This window comes from Brevibacillus ginsengisoli (assembly GCF_050113715.1).
Classification (GTDB): domain Bacteria; phylum Bacillota; class Bacilli; order Brevibacillales; family Brevibacillaceae; genus Brevibacillus_H; species Brevibacillus_H ginsengisoli.
Genome location: NZ_JBNJQR010000001.1, coordinates 576,386 through 600,192 on the forward strand (window position 1 = coordinate 576,386; position 23,807 = coordinate 600,192).

General features: G+C 43.2%; 16 protein-coding genes. 10 read left to right on the plus strand and 6 right to left on the minus strand.

Annotated elements, in window-relative coordinates; translation table 11 throughout:
- Nucleotides 1-16: 16 nt before the first annotated feature.
- The 3 genes from ACQCN2_RS02875 (at nt 17) to ACQCN2_RS02885 (ending at nt 3,884) form a co-directional block, all read left to right on the plus strand.
- Complete coding sequence (locus ACQCN2_RS02875; protein ID WP_426927377.1) at nt 17-1,531, plus strand: permuted SH3 domain-containing protein; 1,515 nt, start codon at nt 17-19, stop codon at nt 1,529-1,531.
- A 640-nt stretch (nt 1,532-2,171) separates the two neighbouring features.
- Nucleotides 2,172-3,287 (plus strand): Ig-like domain-containing domain, encoded by a 1,116-nt coding sequence (locus tag ACQCN2_RS02880; protein WP_426927378.1) that lies wholly within the window; start codon nt 2,172-2,174, stop codon nt 3,285-3,287.
- Between the two features lie 174 nt (nt 3,288-3,461).
- The gene (locus ACQCN2_RS02885) at nt 3,462-3,884 is read left to right on the plus strand and encodes a sigma-70 family RNA polymerase sigma factor (protein ID WP_426927379.1); all 423 of its coding nucleotides are present in this window, start codon (nt 3,462-3,464) and stop codon (nt 3,882-3,884) included.
- Nucleotides 3,885-4,194: 310 nt separating this feature from the next.
- On the opposite strand, the gene ACQCN2_RS02890 is transcribed toward ACQCN2_RS02885, so the two are convergent.
- Nucleotides 4,195-5,301, minus strand: coding sequence for a DUF5050 domain-containing protein (locus ACQCN2_RS02890; protein ID WP_426927380.1), 1,107 nt, complete (start codon nt 5,299-5,301; stop codon nt 4,195-4,197).
- A 634-nt stretch (nt 5,302-5,935) separates the two neighbouring features.
- Here ACQCN2_RS02890 and sigK point away from each other — a divergent pair.
- Nucleotides 5,936-6,652: an RNA polymerase sporulation sigma factor SigK gene (gene sigK / locus ACQCN2_RS02895; protein WP_426927381.1), complete on the plus strand. Its 717-nt coding sequence runs from the start codon at nt 5,936-5,938 to the stop codon at nt 6,650-6,652.
- Between the two features lie 274 nt (nt 6,653-6,926).
- On the opposite strand, the gene ACQCN2_RS02900 is transcribed toward sigK, so the two are convergent.
- Together ACQCN2_RS02900 and ACQCN2_RS02905 are read right to left on the minus strand one after the other, a co-directional pair.
- Nucleotides 6,927-7,589: a response regulator transcription factor gene (locus tag ACQCN2_RS02900; RefSeq protein ID WP_426927382.1), complete on the minus strand. Its 663-nt coding sequence runs from the start codon at nt 7,587-7,589 to the stop codon at nt 6,927-6,929.
- 37 nt (nt 7,590-7,626) lie between these two features.
- On the minus strand, nt 7,627-9,687 hold the full coding sequence (locus ACQCN2_RS02905; RefSeq protein ID WP_426927383.1) for a sensor histidine kinase: 2,061 nt from the start codon (nt 9,685-9,687) through the stop codon (nt 7,627-7,629).
- Between the two features lie 266 nt (nt 9,688-9,953).
- On the opposite strand from ACQCN2_RS02905, the gene ACQCN2_RS02910 reads away from it, so the two are divergent.
- The 5 genes from ACQCN2_RS02910 (at nt 9,954) to ACQCN2_RS02930 (ending at nt 17,443) form a co-directional block, all read left to right on the plus strand.
- Entirely contained in the window at nt 9,954-10,517 is a 564-nt protein-coding gene (locus ACQCN2_RS02910; protein ID WP_426927384.1) for a hypothetical protein, read from the plus strand.
- A 65-nt stretch (nt 10,518-10,582) separates the two neighbouring features.
- Nucleotides 10,583-12,481, plus strand: coding sequence for a hypothetical protein (locus ACQCN2_RS02915; RefSeq protein WP_426927385.1), 1,899 nt, complete (start codon nt 10,583-10,585; stop codon nt 12,479-12,481).
- Nucleotides 12,482-12,739: 258 nt separating this feature from the next.
- Entirely contained in the window at nt 12,740-14,320 is a 1,581-nt protein-coding gene (locus ACQCN2_RS02920) for a glycosyl hydrolase family 18 protein (RefSeq protein ID WP_426927386.1), read from the plus strand.
- Nucleotides 14,321-15,171: 851 nt separating this feature from the next.
- Nucleotides 15,172-16,326 (plus strand): FtsW/RodA/SpoVE family cell cycle protein, encoded by a 1,155-nt coding sequence (locus ACQCN2_RS02925; RefSeq protein WP_426927387.1) that lies wholly within the window; start codon nt 15,172-15,174, stop codon nt 16,324-16,326.
- A gap of 46 nt (nt 16,327-16,372) precedes the next feature.
- Nucleotides 16,373-17,443, plus strand: a complete 1,071-nt coding sequence (locus tag ACQCN2_RS02930; protein ID WP_426927388.1) for a DmpA family aminopeptidase — start codon at nt 16,373-16,375, stop codon at nt 17,441-17,443.
- Between the two features lie 91 nt (nt 17,444-17,534).
- Here ACQCN2_RS02930 and ACQCN2_RS02935 read toward each other — a convergent pair whose 3' ends face one another.
- Nucleotides 17,535-18,119: a DUF3501 family protein gene (locus ACQCN2_RS02935; protein ID WP_426927389.1), complete on the minus strand. Its 585-nt coding sequence runs from the start codon at nt 18,117-18,119 to the stop codon at nt 17,535-17,537.
- A 67-nt stretch (nt 18,120-18,186) separates the two neighbouring features.
- Nucleotides 18,187-18,621, minus strand: a complete 435-nt coding sequence (locus tag ACQCN2_RS02940) for a rubrerythrin family protein (protein WP_426927390.1) — start codon at nt 18,619-18,621, stop codon at nt 18,187-18,189.
- A 448-nt stretch (nt 18,622-19,069) separates the two neighbouring features.
- Between ACQCN2_RS02940 and ACQCN2_RS02945 the strand changes: the two genes are divergently transcribed.
- On the plus strand, nt 19,070-22,774 hold the full coding sequence (locus tag ACQCN2_RS02945; protein ID WP_426927391.1) for a beta strand repeat-containing protein: 3,705 nt from the start codon (nt 19,070-19,072) through the stop codon (nt 22,772-22,774).
- A gap of 142 nt (nt 22,775-22,916) precedes the next feature.
- Here ACQCN2_RS02945 and ACQCN2_RS02950 read toward each other — a convergent pair whose 3' ends face one another.
- Nucleotides 22,917-23,795, minus strand: a complete 879-nt coding sequence (locus ACQCN2_RS02950) for a succinylglutamate desuccinylase/aspartoacylase family protein (protein ID WP_426927392.1) — start codon at nt 23,793-23,795, stop codon at nt 22,917-22,919.
- Nucleotides 23,796-23,807 lie beyond the last annotated feature (12 nt).

Genomic DNA, 23,807 nt, shown 5'->3' on the forward strand with positions numbered 1-23,807 from the left:
GAATGAGAGGGTTCGTATGAGTAAAAAGAAGTGGATCATCATTGGAAGTTTCGCGATTGTGTTGGTGGGTGGATTTTTTGGATGGAAATATTGGCACTCCCAATCAGTCGCACAAGAGCAAACCCCAGACATGAAACAGGAGTTGCCTACTGTGCAAGCAGATAATGGCGAAGTCAAAAGGACCATCTATGCCACCGGAACCGTCGAAGCCAAGGAGCACGAAGACGTCAAAGCCGATCTTTCTGCTAAAGTGGAGAAACTGTTTGTAAAGGAAGGTCAACATGTTAATAAAGGGGATGTACTCTTCACTTTTGACAGTCAAGATGCTGAGTTGCAGCTTCAGAAACAAGAGATCGCGTTAGCCAAAAACGAACGGGAAATCATGAAGCTCAATAAGCGCAAATCCGTGATTCAATCAGACCAGCAAGGAAAAGTAACGGAAGTGTTGGTCAAGACCGGAGATGAAGTGACAGAGAATACCGTAATCGCCAAATTAGTTGATGTCGAACATCTGGATATAGTCGGCAAGTTCTTTTCCATACAGATGGGTTCGGTCAAACCCGGACAAAAGGTGCGAGTATTTCTCCGACAGTACCTTACCTATGCGGATGGAGTAGTCATAGATGTGGATCATATTGGGGAGAAGGTAGACGATGCTGGTATTCTCTATAGTGTGAAAGTACGAGTGAAAAAACAAGGAGAAATAGGAGTAGGAGAACCTGCGCAAGTAGAATTTCGCAGTCCCACAGGCGAAATAGCGATGAGCCAGAATGTCGACAAGTTCAAATTTCCGGAAGGGATCGAAGTGACGGCCAGAACGGAAGGCAAAGTAAATAAAGTACTAGTTCGTAAAGACGATGCGATAAAAGCGGGCCAGCTACTCGTAGAGATGGACAAGGATGCCTCTGAAATGGATAAGAAGGAAAAGGAGATCTCACTGCAGGAAGCGCGATTGGAGCTGGTACAAAAACGCCGAGATATCAGCAAGAAACAGGTAACAGCCTCCGTGAGCGGTGTCGTTACCAAGCTTAACATTAAGGAGGGCGACACGCTTGATAGCAGTAAGCCAGCGATGGTGATCATGGACATGTCCGAAGTATATATGAAAGCCTCAGTAGACGAAGTGGATATTCCTTATATCCAGGTTGGTCAGACGGTGGACGTGTTTGTAACCGCATTTGGCAACAAAGCGTTTCCTGGTAAAGTGATCAAGATCCCGCAAGAAGGAACTACGCAGGACAAAACAGTTCGCTTTGAAGTTAAAATTGCCATTCAGGATAGCAGTAAAATGAAACACGGCATGACAGGAGATTGTGATATCAACGTTAACAAGGTGACAAATGTGGTAAGACTCCCTTCGAATGCCGTGCAAGTGACCGAGGAAGGGAAAGGCACGGTCATGGTAAAAAATCCGCAGAATGGCCAGCCAACACCAAAAGAAGTCCAAATTGGGGTTGAAGGCGCGGATTTCATCGAGATAAAAAGCGGCATCAAGGCAGGAGACGAAGTCCTAGTGAGTCCAGGTCAGTAATCTGCAGTACTAGCTAAGCATTAATGAACGACAGAGAGCAGCGCGATAAGGAATGCCCCAATCCTAATCGTGCTGCTTTTTTTAATGGAAACCATAGGGATTCTTCCGATGTCAACTCGATAGGGGATCTTCAAGATTCATCATGTGGACACATTGATTGATTAGTTTCTATGCTATTCTTAATTTACTATTTTACATTCAACACTTGAATAAAATATTTGGAGGGTTAATCATGAGCTGCGGGTGTACAACAAACTTAAAAGATGGGAAAAATGTTGTTGATCATATTAAAAGTAAAGGGAAAGAAAACTTTGCCCCAAATGTAGCGCACGAGATTACATGTGAGTGCGGAGAAACCTTCACGTTAAAAACGGTGATTATGAATTGCCCAAAATGTGAAATGACCTATGCGGTAACCCCTTGTGGATCGGATGATATAAACAATATAAAGCAAGCTGGAATTAAATACGTGTAATCGGTACGCTATCGTTAGATTTTATATTTACCTAGACCAATCTGGACTCAGATTGGTCTTTTTTTGTTAGTTTTGAACAATTTTCAAACATTTTAAAATTACAGTTTATACCAAAGTAAATTAATGGTAATATACTCTAGTAAAATTTTACTAGGAGGAATTATATTGTTCAAATTTTTAAAGCCCTTACTCTGTTTCGCTCTTCTGTTGAATATTGTATTCATGTCTAATGTTTATGCTGCAGACTCTAACGAACTATCGAAAGAGGAAAAAATTCGAATCATCCAAGAGAAGTTGAACACTGGTAAAAATCTAAACCGTTTTGATTCGAAATTAGTGAAGAACCCGTCTTACAAATCGATTTTAAAAAGTTCACTAAAAAATGAATCGAAAGCTGCGAGTAATCTTTATTTAACAAGTATCGACCCAACAGATGGGCAAAATAATGTTCCAAGAAATAAAATTGTAACGCTTAATCTAAATACGAACATTAAATTTGGTTCAGGCGATATTAGTATTTGGGCGTGGGATACCTTTAAAGAATTCCCTATTAAAGCAACCATTGTTGGAAGTACTTTATACATTTACCCACAAGGAAATCTAGATAGTAACACACAATACATGGTTGATTTGGAACAGGATGCAATCCGAACAACAGATGATAAGAACTATAATTCTGATTTTTATTATTCATTCATCACAGGTACTGATATCACTCCTATGGTTACTTCGACAAGTCCTGTTGATGGTGATATGAAAGCATCGACTAGCGGTAAGATTACGTTTACTTACGACAAAGCCATTACTTTAGTTAACAACAGCAAGATCGTCATGCTAGATGAGAATGGAAAAGCAGTTAATTTTACAGCTGCGTTTTCTGATAAGACACTAACTGTTACTACTAAGAGTAAATTAAAAACAAATACAGCTTATGCTATCGGTGTGGCTGCTGGAGCACTTTCTGATTCTAATAAGATCAGCAATCAAGATTACATTCTAGCTTTTAAAACTGGAAGCTCAGATTCTGATAGTAACACGCCTCCATCTAATGCGAGTGTGACCATTATTAAAGGAATGACGAATAAACTAAAACTAAGCGGTGGAACTACTCCATACACAGTTTCTTCTAGTGATAAGAGTATTGTTACCGCTACGGTGAAGTCTTCAAGTTTAGAAATCAAAGGTGTAAACGTTGGAAATGCTACTGTGGTCGTCAAAGACAAAGATGGAAAAGAGATTGATATTAAGGTTGAAGTGATTGATAATACATTGAAGTTTTAAGTGAATCATAGATTTAGGAGTGTATCCATCTGGGTGCGCTCCTTTTTTATTTACATACTTATTTAGATAGATTTCGATGGGAAACGACGACAATATTCCCACGGTACATGCACGCATAGGCAACCGCCCAGATATAGATACACAAGAGAAGACAGATATGGGAGGTGGCAGCTTATGTCCAGTATCTTCATGGCTTTGTCGCTGGTTTTTAAAGAGCTGTGCATGTTGGTTGCATACGTGAAAAACAATGCGTTTCCGCAACCGCTCGCTGAGGTAGACGAAGAAAAATACCTAAGGCAAATGGCGGGCGGTGATGCATACTCTCGAAATAAGCTGATTGAACATAATTTCCGTTTGGTCGCACATATCGTGAAGAAATTTGAGAATACAGGGGAAGACAGTGAGGATCTCATCTCCATTGGAACGATTGGGTTGATTAAGGCGATTGAGAGTTACCAGGTGAATAAGGGGACGAAGCTTGCTACGTATGCGGCTAGGTGTATAGAAAATGAGATTCTAATGTCAGAAGTGGTGCGTAAAAAGGGGAGGCTTTCAAAGCTTCCCCTTTTTAGTGTTCTAAGAAAAATAAGTTGTTAGACTGATGTTGAGATAATGTACTAACGGGCTGGATAGTCTAAGATCAAGTGCGGTGAGCCGTACCACAAATAGTTAATGGATTTTGTTATAATAGCTCGGTAAACGTAAGAATTAGGTTTACCGAGTGTATGTAGTGGCTCCAAAGGAGCCTGTCCATCGTGGACCATATGCACTATAAAAGAAACGTGCACTTGCTTGAGATGATTCTTCGAGGCTTCAATTTTTTGTATAGAAGCCTGAAGTAGTTCACGACTTAATTTTTAAATTTTTAGTCTACTCATTACTCGAAATTAAAATGGAGTCAGTTAAATTAATAGGTTTCTTTGTACACTAATTCTGCTTTGCTTCCTACATCCAAGCTAATTCTAAAAAGTTCTCGTTTAACTACTCGAGGATTTCCATCAGCCATGTATATAGCTTCGTAGTACATCCAATTACCAACGATGCTTATATTACGAGCCTCAGAACCTTTAGGTAGATTTACAAAAGTACTCTTATTTTTACCGTCTCTACTTTGTTTTATGATTTTAGTGTCTTTGTTCAAAAAATAGTATACAAAATCACCCTTAAAATTTAATCCGTCTATTTCGCCCTCTGCATAATCTAAAACTTTGTCTACTGGAATAGCGTCAACTTTAAGAGTCGTACTTCCGAGTTCTAGTTTATCAATACCGCCATTGAATTTTGAACTGTACAAGGTAGAATCATAGACATTAAAAAATCTTCCTCTAGTATTTACTTTCATTAACTCTTTACCGCTCTTAGAATATACTTGTAGCATTCTATCTGCCTCAAATGCCAACCAATCCCCCCACATAAGAATACATCCGTCAACTTCAATATCAGAAACCTTTGTCAAACTAGTCCCATCCAATTTAATTTTGTAAAGTTTTTCATTGTCAGACCAGTTAGAGAAATAAGCCCAACCATCTGAAATATAGAAAAATCTAGTTAAATCGGCTATTTTTGATACTAGAGTATTCTTTGATCCGTCAATTTTTATTTTATATAAGCTGTAAGCTTGATGAAACTTTTTATCGGGAGCATCCCCCAAATAATAAATCCAATCCCCAACAACAATTAAGTTATAAATACTCTTAGAGGTAATAAGGGCTTTAGTTTTTTTAGTTTTAAGGTTATAACTATAGAGAGTATTACTCCAACTTTTGTTTACTTTTACATAAAAATGATATTTATCATTCGAAGCTACTTGGCCCCAGTTGATGATATTTCCATTTAACTCTCCTTGAATATTTGCTAATTCTTTAGAGATAGCGGCTTTTTCCTTTGTAATCAAAGGATCTTTTAGCACTTCATTTTCAGCAAGAGGTGTAGTATCAGCCGCCGATACTAGCGAAGGTAGTAAAACCAACGTTAGAAGAATGAAACTTACTAAAACAGAAACTAACTTTTTCATTATTAAATCACACTACTCTCTTTTTATTTTATTTAAAATCTTAAACTTAGTTAAAATACTTTTAAGGCACTGTTCTACTTTATTTTAAGGCTTTAGTGACTGTAACGATTTTTCCATATACTACCTCTATTTCCAGAGTATCCACCAATTCAGATCGTCTCGTCAATACAAATTATGTAAAAAATATACCAACAAATGGTTTTTTAAGAATCCACTCCATTTTCAGGAGTGGATTCTTATTTATATATTGATGTATATTTTATGGTCAAACAACTGCGATTTGTGTTTAGATACATTACGGAGTACCGTATCATAAGGCATGTATAGATGTCTTTTCAAGCGAAGGTATAAAAAATTTTTGATCGATTGGCGATGACAAAGAAGGATCCAAGCAAATTGTGTTGGATCCTTAGTTATTTCAATGAGGTGACTTTTAAATATACAGGGAGAGATAACGATAGGTCTAATTCGGAATAGGGTTTTATCTTCAGCAGGTATTCGTAATATGTTTGTTCGATATCCATATGATCCGGATAAATCAAACTGTTTTAATCTTAACCTCGGTACATGCACGCATAGGCAACCGCCCACATATACATACACAAGAGAAGACAGATATGGGAGGTGGCAGCTTATGTCCAGTATCTTCATGGCTTTGTCGCTGGTTTTCAAAGAGCTGTGTATGTTCGTTGCATACGTGAAAAACAATGCCTTTCCGCAACCGCTCGCTGAGGTAGACGAAGAAAAATACCTAAGGCAAATGGCGGGCGGTGATGCATACTCTCGAAATAAGCTGATTGAACATAATCTCCGTTTGGTCGCACATATCGTGAAGAAATTTGAGAATACAGGGGAAGACAGCGAGGATCTCATCTCCATTGGAACGATCGGGTTGATTAAGGCGATTGAGAGTTACCAGGTGGATAAGGGGACGAAGCTTGCTACGTATGCGGCTAGATGTATAGAGAATGAGATTCTCATGCACCTTCGAAGCCTCAAAAAAACCCGCAAAGACGTTTCCCTGCATGATCCAATCGGGACGGACAAAGAAGGAAATGAAATTACATTGATTGATGTCCTTGGAACAGAGACAGATGAAGTAGTTGACGCCGTACAGTTGAAGCTGGAATCCAATAAAATTTATCAGCATATTCACATCCTCGATGATCGGGAAAAAGAAGTGATTATTGGCCGTTTTGGACTCGATCAGGACAAAGAGAAGACACAACGGGAGATCGCACGTGAGCTGGGGATATCACGTTCGTATGTATCGCGTATAGAGAAGCGGGCGTTAATGAAGCTTTTCCATGAGTTTTATCGGTCGAAGCAGGTGCAGGGGAAAAGCAATTGATCGAAATTAAGAGCACAGTCGAAGTATGTCGATTTTGATAAAAAGTAAAGAAATGGTAAAGCGCACCCTATAAGTAGACATTGGAAAAATCATCATGGTGATTATACCAATGAATATTTAATAGGGTGCTTTTTGTTATGGCAAAGAAAGGACAACTTATGATGTCCATTTTTCACCACCAAGACACTTGGCTATCAATAAACAAGATCAGAGGGGATGGTTTCCAGGGAAAAAGGACCATCGGTGATTGATGGTCCTTCTTACGTTTCATACCTTAATTGCCTCGACTTCTCTCATCCAACGACTCACGAGATTTCTTCAGTAATCGCTTCGCTTCGTTACGGTCTACGACTTGCAATTTATTTAGAATATTGGTCACGTAATTCGCGACAGTTTTGGCGCTTAAATGAAGGTGTGCAGCGATTTCGGCATTGCTGTCTCCTTCGGCAATTCGTTCGAGTATCTCTTTCTCTCGACCGGTCAGCTCCGCAAATGTCGAATCTAGTGGATCAACCCGAACTGGCGTGGAGAAGAAATGCATCATGCGTGAGGCTATATCGGAGCCGAATACAGCGCCACCACTTCCAACCACACGAATGGATTGAAGCAGCTCCATTTCGTCGGCATCCTTCAAGACGTATCCTTTGGCTCCGGCACGCATGGCTGTAAAGACAGATTGATCATCCTTGAACATCGTGAGGATGAGGATTTGGATGCCGGGATGCTTCTCGATAATCTGCCGAGTTGCGTCAATCCCATTAATGCCAGGCATTCGAATATCCATCAGGATTAAATCAGGCTGCAAGGAGGTTGCTAGTTCGACGGCCTCTTCACCTGTAGATGCTTCCCCGACGATACGCATATCCACTGTTGTTTGAAGCAGATTGCGAACACCGCTGCGAAACAATGGATGATCATCAGCAATGAGAATATTCAAGTGGCTCTCTCCTTTCAAAATAATTAAATGAGCAGGATCATAACGGCAAGTAGGCTGTCACACGGGTCCCCCCAACCTCCAGACGTTCAAACTGACATTGTCCCCCCAGTTCAGCTGCTCTTTCGCGAATAGAGACAAGCCCGATTCCGCCTTTGCCTGATGGTTTGGGGTGAGGTACGATACCTTTTCCATTGTCGGTCACTTCTATCAGTAGTTGGTTAGCCGATGTAATAGCGAAGCGGGCAACACATTGTGTAGCTTGTGCGTGTCGTACCACATTGACCAACAATTCAGTCACAATACGATAAGCGGCTACTTCGACGGCCGCTGGCAATGGGGGTAGCTCGTCAGGGGTTTGCAGATGAAATTGCAAAACCTGCTCTCCCCCTGTCCCTGCTGATAGCTGCGTACTTTTGGCGAGCTCGTTCATTCGTTCCTGAAGCGCTCCGATTAAGCCCAGTTCATCTAATGAAGCGGGACGCAAATCATGTACCATCGTGCGGATTTCGTCTACGGTGGATCGGATAACTTTTCTCAGATCGATCATCAGTTCCTTCGCAGTGTCGGGATCATGCTGTACATATTTCTCGGCAGCCGCTGCATTAAGGGCCAACGCGGCTAAGCGGGGAGCCAGATCATCATGCAGATTCCGTCTGATTTGTCTGCGCTCCTCTTCTCGGGCGAGAACTAGCTTTTCGCGAGACTCTTGCAACGCATCGGCCAATAGCTTCATCCCGATCGTCATATTGACATTCTGGATGATTGGCCCAGATTGGCGAAGCAACACATCGAGCAGCTTGTAATCCTCCGAGGTAAACGTTTCGCCAGCGGAGCGAGGAGCAACCAGCAGCATCCCGAGCTCATCACCTCGATGAATGATTGGGAAGGAGTGCAGCTCATCTACGCTTTCACCTGCCGCAGCCACCAGTGTGCTCTGACCGTTGACCCGAATGGAAATGCCCGTATAGGGGAGACGCAAAGCACCCTGAATCGTTTGCACGACGACATCCAGCATAGCATCAGGTGAAATCGGTTTAATGAGATGGTTGCCTAGCTCTACGAGGACGGCATACGGATCGTCATGTCTTCCCTTCATGATCCGATTGACCATCCGCTGTAGCCGTTCCTTTAACGGGGCAAACAAAACAGCAACAAGCGAAGTCGCCAAGAGATAGATCCAGAAGTTGTCTTCTGTCTTAAACAGCCGACTGAGATAGAGCACCGTCAAGGTATAGACCACCACGATACAGAGGGACAGTGCTCCGTATACGAGTGTCCGATTGACGAGCGGATCGATGTCCCAGAGACGAAGCCGGACGATGGCAAGCGTCAAGGTTAACGGGATAATCAATAGAAACAGTTCAAGCACTAAATTCAGATAAACGTATGCGATGGCGCCCCAATGATAGAACTCCGGGATAAATAAAGAGCTGGTTCCGATAAATCCGAGTAATCCGACCGACATTCCGAAAACGATCCACTTCGTTTGCTGACGCTGGTCAGGAAGAGATTTTTTGCGATATCGGTAGATTTGGGAGAACATCAGCGTTCCTATCGTGACAATCAACCAAACACCTTTGGCAGAGTTAGGCCAGGATTGAAAGCTAAGGTAGCCATTTGGCATCAGCCCGCTATAACCGTAAACCAGACAGACAATGATTGTGATAATGGATGTCCAAGCTGGAACGAACCGACCCGTGGGAAATAAAAAGAAGAAGAGGATTAAGCAGATCCAACTCATCATACTGACAAGATCTAACCATGTCAGCATCGTCTGATTTCCGGCTAAGGCAATCCAGGGAAGGGAAGGAAAAGTTGTGCCGAAGGAAATCAGCATCACCACAGCAAGCAGCCCTAACGGCTCTCGAAAACATTTCCAAAGAATGATCAAAGCGGACAGACAAAACAGGATGGAGAAGGTGGCATCGATGACGGTGAAATAAAGGGAGTAGCTTTCGACTGTCAAATGATCTCTGACCAAATCTGCAAGAGTCATCGGCGGTGCTGGAGAAACCAAACAGTTCTGAAGAATGCATTCAGCCACCAAGCGTTCATAGTATTTCGGGATACAGATAATGTAACTGATAAAAACGATCAAGGAGAAAAGAACCACAAAGATTTGAAGGGGCAGAAGCTTGCGAAGGATCAGGTGAATACCCCCTTTCAGTCGAGTTTTCTAAATTATACCAACAATAAAAATACTTGGATACGCTTAAACGGAAGTTCCTGACCCTTCCTGTCCATTCCCGAAAATTCCTGTCCCTCCCCACACATAAAGTCAGGAATCTCATGCTCTGGCAGATAGGAATCCCATCTTGATACGATGATGACAACGAAGAAACATCACGTAGGGAGATGAGCTGAATGAAGTGGGAGCAAGTTGTGAAATGGTTGGGGATGATCTGTCTGGTTGCAGGAATCTCCCGAATGGGGATGACGCCTTGTGCGTTGATTTGGGGAACGGACAGTCCACAGGAATTAACGTTTGGTTTTATAGCCTGCATCTTGATGTCGGTCGGCACGATTGCAACGTATATGGTTCAATCCAAGGAAGCGGGAGTGGTTGGTTTTATCTCCAACCTGGCGATTATTATCGGAAATATTGTGATTACGTGCACGCTTTGGTCAGTGTTTGCTTTTGGTGGCAAGATGCCAGATGATCCCGGGGTATTCGTAACCATTTCACGGATGATAATGATGGTCGGTACGATGCTGGGTTCCATTGTATTTGCGATTGTGACGTATCGCGCCAACGTTTTTCCGCGCTGGGTGGTTGTGTTGCAAGTATTGATGATGGCTTCCTTCGTACTTCCTGAATGGTTCGCCTTTTTCTGGGGATTGTCGTACGTCGGTATGGGTTATGTCATCTGGACGGGTAAAGTAAATCAACAATCAACGATCAAGACAAAGGAGTTCTACTCCGCTTAACTGGATTCACAACACAAAATGGTTGACTACGTTTGGATAAATAATGGATTGAGGAGAGGTTATGAGTGAAAAAGCATATTTGGAAGCGCTCAGTCGCTGCTTTACTAACGTTCTCACTGGTGGGAGGCTTCAGTATCTTCACAGCACCAGCATCTACACATGCTGAGTCTGCGGAAGGAGTTGCGATCGCGGAATTTCAATATCTGGATAAGGAATTTGACCGAATCTCCACAGCAGTCGCCAATCAAGCGGATGGGGCAAGAGAGGGCCATCTGAAGCTGAACCTGGCCCTCTCGCAAGAAACCGAGATCAAATCAATTATTCTGAGAACAGCAGATGAGAGCGGCAAAGCCAACTACCACGGCACGTGGAAAACCAACAAGCAGGGAGTGGGATACTTGCTGGCGGTCTATCAGAACGGCAAGGTATTGAATCCTACTTATCAGGATACGTTGGGCAAGTTTAAAGGAAACGCGCAATTCGAGCTCTACGGCAACGACAACAATTCGATCAAAGCAGGCGAGTTCTTCTATGTGGACATCGAAACAGATAAAGGAAGCATCACCTCCGAACTGTCACCGTATCGAGATCAACCCAATCCAACACCAGTCTCCATCAAGGATTTCAGTCTCATCGACAAGGCGAGTGACAAAATAGGAATCGCTGACTTCAAGCCGGAGGGCAAAAAGGACGGACACTTTAAGTTAAACCTGAATATCACTCAACCGACTCTCTTTAATGCGGTAGTACTGCGTTCCACCGATTCATACGGAAAAGAAAATCACCAAGGAATCTGGCGAACCAACCATGCAGGAACAGGCTGGCTTTTAGGAATTACTCAGACGATTCAGCAACCGACAGGGCCAGTGACCAAGGTGATTACGCCAGCCTTTAGAGCCAATCCCAAAGATCCGGTGGGCACATTCAACGGAGCCGTCAGCTTTGACTTCTATGCCAGCGACAACGGAACGATCAAGGAAGGACAGTACTATGTAGCAGAAATTGAGACCCCAACAGCGACGATTTTCTCCAAGCCGATTACATTCGGGGAACCGATGACAGGGGAGACGGTGCCGACTACACCATCAACACCAAGCACTCCAACAACGCCAAGCACACCACCTACACCCGGAACTCCATCTACGCCATCAACACCTGCACCATCCGGGGATCTGAACGTGATCGGTTCAACAGGAAAGGTCCTAGTGTCCAAAGCGAAGCCGAATGCACTTGTAACGCTCATGCAAAAAGAGGGAACGATGGAAACCAACTATGGAACGATGGTTGCAGACCCGCAGGGCACATTCGTGTTCACGGATGTACCTACAGGAAGTGGTTACTATTGTTTGGAAACAGTGAATGGAGTCAATACACGAAAGTCGACGGAGGTAACGGTAATCGAAGAAAAAACATTTACGATCTTGGACCCGAAAATTTCTTTTACATCATTTCTTTATCCATACGCATCAAAGGATCGTGAATTCAATGTGTCTATCGGGAATGTACATTCGAGCCAACCGGTGAAAACTGCGAAGTTAACGATAGGACCTAAATCATACCCGATAGGTGTCTTGAATACGAATCAATACGAACCGCATCCCAGCTCGATCAATAATGTGTCCAAAACGGCAAGCATTACCCTAGAAACAACTGCTGGCGATAAGCAAAAAATTATTCGCAAAATCGATTATGATTTGGTAGATGATACATCCTTGGTCGCCACGCGAGTAGGAGATTACTGGATGATTAAAGGAAAATTAGCTCCAACTTATGTGAAACAACATTTATCAGGCTTTAATATGTTCGTACTGGATAGCGGCATCGTTAGTAAGCTGGCTCCAACAGTCGATAGCAATACAATGGAGTTTCAGGTTGATCTTCAATCCAAGTCGGCGAAAAAGGATATTATTCTGATTGTAGTAGACGGGTATGCTCCTTATGAAGTGCTTCACATCATGCCATAAAAGGTGATAAAATAATCAATTCTCAGACCATAACCAGTCAAACACCTACAAAGTGTTGATGACTGGTTTTTGATCTGTAGCCTCTCCCAATTTCGGGCTGGAGTTTTATTTACTATTTTGGCAGCAAAGAAGAACTTTCCTTAATTTCCTGAAAGATCAGAGGGAAACAAACATTTATTAAAGTTATACTTAACTCCAATGTTCATACATACCAACGTATTATGTCATACTCACGATGAATCACTGGAGAGGAATAAGTTGAAGAAATTAAGAAGGTCGTTGGGAATCTGTTTATTATTAGGGATCGTACTATTGGAACAAATAACTTCAGCTAAAGGCTTACCTTTTCCCGACATTAATAATAGCTATGCCAAAATAGAGATCACTCAATTACAGAATCAAGGAATCGTCGTAGGTGATGAAAATGGACTTTTCAATCCGGAGCGAGCGGTAACCCGCGCAGAATTCGTAACGATGCTTGGGCGCGTATTAGGGCTACAACCAGTCAATTCCTCGATCCAGGCTTTTCAGGATGTTAGGACCGATAACTGGGCATATGGGTGGGCAAACGCGGCAGCCCAGATCGGGATTGTGAGCGGGACAAGTCCGACAACATTTGCCCCGGCACGAACTATTACCAGGCAGGAGGCCGCTGCCATTTTGGTCCGTTCCAAGTCCCAACAGTCAAGCATCAGAGAGAAAAATAAGCTAACAGATGAAGATGATGTAGCCCCTTGGGCACTTCCATATGTGAAACAGGCCATCGCTTCAGGACTTATGAATGGATTTGAGGGAAAGTTTCGTCCTCAAGGAATGCTGACAAGACAAGAGCTTGCTGTTGTATTAAGTCGTATGCTAAGCGAACCTTCAAATGGTAACAATGATCAAAATCCTTCGATTCAGCTGGCATGGGAAGATCAAGGATCTACCTCGGACTTTATTCAACTCGTTCAAAAATCACCGGTGAATGTTCTATCCCCCCGCTGGTTCTTCCTGGACGAAAACGGAGAGTTATCAGATGACGGAGATATCAATTTGGTTACATGGGCTCACAAGAATGGGAGGAAAGTATGGGCGATGGTTGGCAACCGGTCGATGGATGACGCCACCCATCAACTCGTCTCCGATCCCGTCAGTCGCAAAGCGTTCATAAGAAGCATTCTTCAATATACTGACAAATATCAATTAGATGGCATCAATATCGATTTTGAAAATGTACTGCCAAGCGACAGGGACGACTTCACCCAGTTCATAAGGGAGTTATCCACAGCATTAAAGTCAAAAGGCATAATACTTTCGGTAGACGTTCCTCCTAATTTGAACAACTCCTGGAGCGATCCCTTCGATTATCAAATACTTGGCGGACTCGTGGACTACCTAATTGTCATGACATACGATGAACACTGGGACGGCTGCTTAGAGGCAGGATCTGTATCCTCGCTGCCTTGGTATGACCAGCATTTAAGAGAAATCACCACTCTTGTCCCTTCCCAAAAGGTAATAGCAGGTATTCCGCTGTATACACGTGACTGGGTTAAAACAGGCGGGAATGTACAGTCCCAAGAACTTCTGATTCAGGAGGAATATGATTTGCTCTCATTCATCCATCAGAGAATATCCTGGGACCCGAATATAGCTCAATACATTGCCACCTACACGAGATCGAATGTTCCACATACCATTTGGGTAGAGGATAGTCGATCGATTGCAGAGAAACTTAAGGTATCCAATAAGCTTGGGATTAAGGGTGCCGCATATTGGAGCATCGAAGGCGGGACGGATGATGTGTGGGCTGCCGTCAACAATATCGTAAACTCTCGAATGAGATACTCAATGTGATAAAGCGCGTGAGATAGTTGGCTTCAAACAGATAGAATAAGGGTCTCCACTTTTTTGTGTGGAGGCCTTTTTTGTTGTGTTATGATTTTCGGATTGGTAAAATTTACACATAACGAACTAACTTTGGCTCTAGTGAAAAGAACGGATACGTGTTCACCTAGCTTTAATTAGGAAAGGAGAGCGTTACATTATGGATTTGTTAATTGGCATTCTAATCATTATTGGGATATTAACTATTTATGATGCAATCAGAAGGCTTAATCAGAACATCATCACTCAAATTGATCAGAATGATAGGATTATTGAATTATTGAAGGATTTGAAGGATTAAAAAACCTATTATAGGTGATATTTCTAATGTTACAATTATTTTGTATGTCTCTTTTTCGCAAGGAAAAATTTTGAGCGAGACAAATTATTGCTGGGGGGAATGTTATGAAGTTTGAATACATCGTGATATCCTGTGCTATTATTTATTTCTTATTCATAGTGTTAGGTCAATTTATGAATATTCCTTTTTGGATAAAAGGTGGGACGATCGCTCTTTCGATAGTTATTCTTCTAATAGATAGTATGGTTTCTTCGAGAAAGAACTAACTGTTTTTGTCTGATTGGTTTTCTGAAAAATACCATTATAAATAATTTTTGAAGAATACTGTATACGTCGATAATTAAATTTCACTTATCAACCCAATTTCATTGCCTGAATTGGGTTCTTTTTTTGCCATTACATCTTAATTTACAACTTTTGTAGGTAGTAACCTCCACTTGATAGGACTAATATTTATTCGATGTGATTTCTAAAGCAAGCGAGTAATTATGAAATGTAGAAAAAGAGATGGTGAATCAAAATGAATGGATGGAAAACGATTAAAAGAATCGACCCGACAATGCTGCTTACTTTGTTGTTTATTTCCGTGTTTTCAACGATTGCAATTTATTCAACGACCATTAACCGGACGGGTATGGAAAATATGTATATGAAGGAAATTGTATGGCAAGTGATTGCTTACTCTTTTATGAGTTTATTTATCATATTTGATTACCGTATCTATAAGGGCATGGTTCCTAAGATTGGCTATGGAGTGAGTTTATTTTTGTTAATTTTGTTGTTTTTTTTCCCTGCTAGTCATGGGGCACATAGCTGGATTTCATTATCTTCAGGTTTACAAATTCAGCCATCAGAGTTTGCTAAAATATTTGTGATATTAACAATTGCTGATTATATGACAAAAGTAAAAGAAAAAAATCAGCCATTTACACTAAAACATTTTCTTGTGATCACCCTTATCAATCTGTTTCCGTTTCTTCTGATTCTGAAACAACCTGCCCTTGGACAGGCGCTCACTTTGCTCGGAATAACGGGATCAATGCTCGTCTTGTTTTTGAGTAGGAAGCAACTGATCTATTTTCTTGGTGGTATTTTGATCCTTATTACCGTGATTGTACTGGCCAAGACGATCTTTTTTGACCAAACGATCCAGTTTGTAAATAGTTTACCCTTTATGGAACATCAGAAGGAGAGAATCGTTACTTTTCTAGATCCTCATGTGGAGGAGCTTGGAACAGGTTATCAGCTTACTCAGGCACAAATTGCGATAGGAACTGGCGAGTTATTTGGCAAGGGAATTTCACAGGGAACCGTAACGAATGACGGATGGGTACCTGAACAGTGGACGGATTTTATTTTTTCTGCGGTAGGTGAACAGGTAGGATTTGTGGGAAGCAGTATCTTGTTATTTCTCTTTTTTATACTTCTGTACCGAATGATTAGTATAGCTAGTGAAACGGAGGACTATTTCTCTACGTGCTTTATCACCGGAGTGGTGGGAATGTTTATGTTCCAGATTATCGAGAACGTCGGAATGAACCTTTCTTTGATGCCAGTTGCCGGAATAACTCTGCCCTTTGTATCATATGGAGGGAGTTCATTGCTGACCAATTTTATTCTGGTGGGAATCGTTTTATCGATGAAGTATAGAAGTAAAAAATTAAATTTTGAATAACGAGGAACTCTTACCATACTTGGTGTCTAAACGATTGGAGGACAAGATGGAAACACGGTATAGACTTCGAGAACTTGGAATTCACCTCGGGAAATTTGAGACCAGTAAACTGAACAGCATTACAGATGTCGAGGGTGTTCAAGTTGGGCATCGGACACTTTCCTATGAACTCGAAGACGGAAAAACGGTAAGGACGGGGGTTACAGCCGTATTGCCGCATCCCGGAAACCTTTTTCAAGATAAGGTGCTGGGCAGCTGTTATGTCATTAATGGGTTCGGCAAAACGGTAGGGACGGTTCAGTTACAGGAGTTCGGGGTCATCGAGAGCCCGATTATGCTGACGAATACGTTATCCGTCCCAGCAGTTTCTGAGGGAACCATCCGCTACCTATTAGAGCAAAATGAAGATATTGGGACTACAACGGGAACAGTAAATGTGATCGTCGGAGAGTGTAATGATGGCTTTCTCAACGATATTCGTGGCATGCACGTCAAACCCGAAGATGCCTATAGGGCAATCCAATCGGCACAAACTGGAGTTGTGGCGGAGGGCTGTGTTGGTGCGGGAACGGGTATGTCTTGTTTGGGATATAAGGGTGGAATTGGAACGAGCTCGAGAGTTACCTCATTAGGATCGAACGCATACACGGTTGGAGCATTGGTGGTCAGTAATTTTGGAGCAAGAGAAGACCTCCTGTTCAGAGGGAAAAAAGTAGAAGTTCCGAAAGAAGAGGAGATTTTGCAAGAAAAAGATCCGGATGGGTCCATCATGATCATTATGGCAACAGACGCGCCAGTGAATGAACGACAACTTCATCGCATCGCCAAGCGTGCCGCTTTTGGACTGTCTCGCACGGGTTCGTTCGCGGCCCATGGGAGTGGTGATGTCGTGATTTCCTTTTCGACAGCCCATAGAATCCCTCATTATCCCGCAGATGAGACAGATTCCTTCTCGATATTAAGAGAGGATGGCGAAGCGATTTCCCAATTGTTTGAAATGACGGTTGAGGCAGTTGAGGAAGCCATTTGGAACTCGTTGTGTAAAGCCACGACGACGGTTGGTCAACATGGAAAAATCAAACTTGCGATTAGCTACGATGTTTTGCGCAATGCGTAAGAAATAGCTTTACTTCTGACAAAAGAGAAGCAAGCATACGAAAAAAGGGGAGCCCAGTTACAGATGGGGCGCCCCTTTTCATTACAATGGCTTACAAACCAATTTCCTTTTTGAGTGATTCAGCAAGCTCTTTCGAAACAACCGTAGTTGACTGATAGTTTTTATGGGCAATCGCAAGAACAATATCACCCTCATAATTTGAAAACGCCTTACGCTGCTCTGGTGTAAATGGCAATCTGACATAATGCACAGATTGGGTGTAATTTTCGTCCTCTGTTTCTTCTTCACCAGGCTCATAGGAGGTAATAACATGCTCACCAAACCGCAGTTCTACGCTGTTTTCAATGCCGATAATGGTTTTGTTAAACGCGCGTAACTCTTGCTGGTTGGGAACCTCGATAAACAGGGTCATGCTGAGTTCATGATCCAGAGGCAGCAGGTCGTTATACACTTCCAGCATTTCTTCAAGATACTCTTCCCGTTCGATTTCCTCAGCGCGAATCATTTCTTGAATCTGGAACCAAACGCTCAACCGTGTCTCAAATAGCCCGGACATACGCTCATTCAACGATACACGACGGACCTTTTTCTCCTGGATGACTCTCTGCAAAAACTTCTCGTGTACCTGAATGTATTCTTTATAAGGTAATAATTCACTTTTCGTGATTTTTTTCACAGGATATCCTCCGTTCTGATAAAAAGGAAGGCGCATGATGAACCGCCTTCCTTTCTTTATATCGTAATTATTCCTGGCCTAATTTCTCCAGGATTTTTTTGAAGGTGTTCGCATGGGCTTTTTCGGACTTCGCCATAACTTCAAACCACTCGGCGATTTCATCGTAGCCTTCTTCACGAGCTACTTTGGCAAAGCCTGGATACATTTCGGAGAATTCGTATTCTTCACCGGCAATAGCGGATTTCAAGTTGTTTTCTGTTGTGCCCACTGGCATGTCTGTTACAGGGTCTCCAGCGCCGAAGCGAAGCAACATGTCAAAGTGGCCGTGTGCGTGTGCGGTTTCGCCATCACCGATACGGCGGAAAGCGTTGGCGATTTCTGAATGTCCCTCAGTGTCCGCTTGCTTTGCGAAATATATGTAGCGGCGGTTCGCTTGGGATTCACCAGCGAATGCTGTTTTTAAGTTTGCTAATGTTGTACTGTTTGCTAAAGTTTTGCTCATCTAGGTCTCCCTCTTTCTGTAATCATTATTTATTTAAAATTATTTTAAACACATACTTATTATAGATAATATTTTGTGAGGGATCAAGGCTTTTTTAAAAATAGTTTTGGGTTCCTCATCTGGAGCTAGTGGATGATTACTTCTGTCGTCATAGAATGAAACGGCTATACCTTCAATTATAAACCTATGATTCAGTGCTTTGAGATCAGTTTTTTAACGAAAGAGCGACAAGTGGTGTAAGAAGACCTATGAATGAATCCGGATTTTTGTTTTAGTTCCCAATGAACTCTCGAATATGTTCGACAAATTGTCCCCAATTTTATTCATGAACCGAAAAGTATAACAATATTCTATTAATATTCAACTCTTAATAAAGAACGATAGGGGAGAGGTTTATGTATTTACATTAGAAAACTTACTTTAATATCTTGAAAAAAGGAGGGTACCAATGAAAGTAACATCTAATCATTTTTTGAAGATAGTTATCGTTATGTTTATGGCTGTTTTGCCGATCTTTTCAAACGGATTTTCCTCTTTATCCTATGCTGCTGGAGCACAAGGAACAGTTTCAGGAAAAGTCACGGACATGAATAACAACCCGATCGCTGGAGCTTGGGTTTGGGCGAATGGAAGTACCTTTACGACTGGTAGTGTTCAAACAGATGTCAACGGGAATTATACGCTACCAAATATCGATGTCGGGACGGTTTCCATAGGGGCATCCAAGACAGGCTATAGTAATGGGAAACAGCCAAATGTTGAAGTAACAGCTGGTCAAACAACCATAGTAAACGTTCAGTTAAAGGATCCTGGTGCTATTTCAGGAAGGATTATCAATGATAAAAATGTGCCTCTTTTTGGAGTTTATATTTCAACATACGGTATTGGATCAATTCCTATGGTGACAAGTGACGCTGACGGAATTTATACCGTTCCTGACTTAAGCGAGGGAACCTACACAGTGCAAGTTTATGTGGCTGGATATCCCGGAACCCAGAAAACAGATATTCAAGTAACAGCTGGTCAGACAACCACTGTTGATTTTCAACTGACACCACCAGGAGCTATTAGCGGAGTGGTTACCGATGTGAATAACTTACCTATTTCAGGGGCGAATGTTACGGTCGGACAATATGGTTCCGCTTTGACAAGTGCGCAGGGGAAATATACCATTTCCAATTTGAATGCTGGAGCATATACGGTGACAGCTTCAAAAAAGGGATGGTTTTCCACATCACAACAGAGCAATGTACAGGTCAATGCTGGAAAAACCACAACACTAAATTTTCAACTTAAGCCTCTTGCTTCAATTAGTGTCAATGTAACCGATGGATTAAACAATCCTGTTTCGTCTGCCACCGTATCAGCAAAAGATTCATCGGGAGTATTCTTTACTTTGGGAAAGACAAATTTGGCAGGAAATACTACGTACTCCAATTATTTGGATGCAGGTGTATATTCAGTCATTGCCTTAAAAACCGGTTACTCTACCGTTCAGCAAGATAATGTTCAATTAAATTCGGGACAAACCACTACAGTAAATATCCAGATCATTGGAATTTCTACTGCACCTGCAGCTAATAGCATAACGGTGACGAGAAATCCAGCTCCAACTGCAGATACGGTCAGTGTTGCCGGGCTAACTGCGGGAGATGTGGTCCAGGTCTACGATGCTTCCACAGGGGGAACTGTGTTAGGAACAGCTACTGTGGCTGCCGGAAAAACAACGGCAACGGTTTCCGCTGAACTCGGATCTGGTGCTGGAACGGCGTATGTCTCAGTCACCAGTCCAGGGAAAACCGAAAGTACACGTACTGCCAAAGCCTATGTCGCAAAACCAATAGTCCAAACCGATGCTCCTTTGGACAGTAATATAACGGTCATAAACAATTCAACTCCAACGGCAGATACAGTCAGTGTTATCGGACTTACTGCGGGAGATGTGGTCCAGATCTACGATGCTTCCACAGGGGGAACTGTGTTGGGAACAGCTACTGTGGCTGCCGGAGAAACAACAGGAACAGTTTCCATTGCCCAACTCGGAACTGGTGCTGGAACGGTGTATGTCACAGTCACCAGCCCATGGAAAACCGAAAGTACACGCACCGCAAAAGCCTATGATGCAGAACCAGTCGTCATCGTGCAAAGCGATGCTCCTTTGGCCAGTAATATAACGGTAACGAACAACGCAGCTCCAACTGCAGATACGGTCAGTGTTGCCGGACTGACTGCTGGAGATGAGGTCCAGGTCTATGATGCTTCCACAGGGGGAACTGTGTTAGGAACAGCTACTGTGGCTGGCGGAGAAACAACAGCAACGGCTTCCATCGATCAACTCGGCACAGGCGCTGGAACGGTGTATGTATCCGTCACCAGTCCAGGAAAAACAGAAAGCACACGCACCGCAAAAGCCTATGACGCGGAGCCGATCGTCATCGTGCAAACCGATGCTCCTTTGGCAAGTAATATAACGGTAACGAACAATTCTGCTCCAACTGCAGATACAGTTAATGTTACTGGACTGACTGCGGGAGATGTGGTCCAGATCTACGATGCTTCTTCAGGGGGAACTGTGTTAGGAACAGCTACTGTGGTTGACGGAGAAACAATGGCAATCGTTACCATTGCTCAACTCGGAACAGGCGCTGGAACGGTGTATGTATCAGTCACCAGTCCAGGAAAAACAGAAAGTACACGCACCGCAAAAGCCTATGATGCAGAACCAGTCGTTATCGTGCAAACCGATGCTCCTTTGGCAAGTAATATTACGGTAACGAACAATTCTGCTCCAACTGCAGATACGGTCAAAGTTTCAGGACTTACTGCGGGAGATGTGGTTCAGGTCTACGATTCTTCCTCAGGGGGAAGTGTGTTAGGAACAGCTACTGTAGCTGACCGAGAAACATCAGCAACGGTTACCATTGCTCAACTCGGAACAGGCGCTGGAACGGTGTATGTATCAGTCACCAGTCCAGGGAAAACCGAAAGTACACGCACTGCAAAAGCCTATGACGCAGAGCCGATCGTCCTCGTGCAAACCGATGCTCCTTTGGCAAGTAATATAACGGTAACGAACAATTCTGCTCCAACTACAGATACGGTCAAAGTTTCAGGACTTACTGCGGGAGATGTGGTTCAGGTCTACGATGCTTCTTCAGGGGGAACTGTGTTAGGAACAGCTACTGTGGCTGCCGGACAAACATCAGCGACGGTTTCCATTGCTCAACTCGGAACAGGCGCTGGAACGGTGTATGTATCCGTCACCAGTCCAGGGAAAACCGAAAGTACACGCACTACAAAAACCTATGACGCAGAACCGATCGTCATCGTGCAAACCGATGCTCCTTTGGAAAGTAATATTTCGGTGACGAACAATTCTGCTCCAACTGCAGATACAGTTAATGTTACTGGACTGACTGCGGGAGATGTGGTCCAGATCTACGATGCTTCTTCAGGGGGAACTGTGTTAGGAACAGCTACTGTGGTTGACGGAGAAACAACGTCGACAGTCTCCATTGATCAACTCGGAACTGGCACTGGAACGGTGTATGTATCAGTCACCAGTCCAGGGAAAACGGAAAGTACACGCACCTCTAAAGCCTATGACGCAGAGTCAAATGGAGGAGGTGGAGGTATTAAGGTTAAGAACATCAGCCTGAACCGAACAGATCTGACGATGACCGAAGGAGATTCTCCAGTTAGATTAGTAGCGTCCATCCTTCCAACCAATGCGACGAATCAGCAGGTCACATGGAGTTCAAGCAATCCGGCTGTCGTCTCGGTTGACCAAGACGGAACGGTCACCCCGAACATTCCAGGAACTGCAGTGATTACCGTTACAACAGTAGACGGTAACAAGAAAGCTTCCTGCAAAGTGACGGTCAGCGCGAAGAAATTTAAACTGAAAGCATCTCCGGATGCCATCTTCTTGCAGCCAAACCAGACGGCTACCTTCACCGTAATCGCGTTGTATGCCGACGGGAAGGAAGAGGATATTACGCTCTCCAAAGATATACAGTACAAAGGCAATTCTTCGATCTTCACTGTAAAACCGGGCACTGTGACTGCTGGCAAAAAAGAAGGAAAAGAGACGATTGAAGTTATCTATCGTGGACAACAGTGTCAAATAACCGTAACCGTTAAGAAAGGCTAGTGTAGAGAACCTGTTCGTTTCTCTAACAATAGTGATAGCCTTCCACCTAACTCGTTTTAGCGAGGTGGAAGGCTATCTTTTTTTATGTTCAAACAGGCGCTGTCCTTTTTTTCGCTGCCCAATTGCTTTTGGAGTAAGCTATCTAATTATCCGCCGGTGCTACCTCTACCAAACTCTCCCCGGAAATACAATAACGAGGAGGACGTACGGCTGTAATTACCCCGGTGAAGGGAGCAATTATCGGACTACCTTCAAAAGTCCCGAGAAGCTCGCCTTCTTTACAAGGCAAGTCAGCGGTTGCTGTAGGTAGAAATAAACCAGGTCGTGGGGCAGTCAGTGTACTAATTTCACCATAAAAAGTTACGGGGGAGCCAGGAGAGCGATGAGCAGCGACCGCCAGCAGACCAAGATGATGAAGGTAACGGAGGATCGCTTGGCAGCACTCCTCTGCTGCAGGTAGATCGATGGTTCCTCCAGGTTGGCCGCCAGGCAATTCGATAATCAACGCTTTTTGACCGGCTTGACAGGCTTCAACGAACAACTGCCCTCTGACTCCGCTTGATTGGATGACAATCGGAAGGGACAACACCTGAGCAAGATCACGCATTTCCGGATATTCTTTGTATAGAGCCAACGTATAAGTAGTGCCTCCAGCACCAATGCAATGCAAGTCTATCAGAAATTCTGCATCTCGCGTCTCTCGCCAAAGCTCGTGGGCCAGTTGCATGGTAGGGCTGCCCTTGGCACTGCCAGGGAATATGCGGTTCATATCTAGCCCATCAAAAGGGGAGACACGAGCTCTCATTCGGAAGGAGGCTGGATTGCAAATCGGAATGACTTTCACAATGCCGTTGATCGTCAGCTTTTCTAGCACCCTCATAAGCAGCATCGCCGCATGGACAGCCGTCTGCTCATCACCATGAACAGCGGCTGTCACGGCTACGCGAGGTCCATTGCCATTGCCGAATTCGTACACAGAAAAACTTGTCATGCTTGTCTGTTCAAAATTGACTTCACGCATTTGGCAAACCTC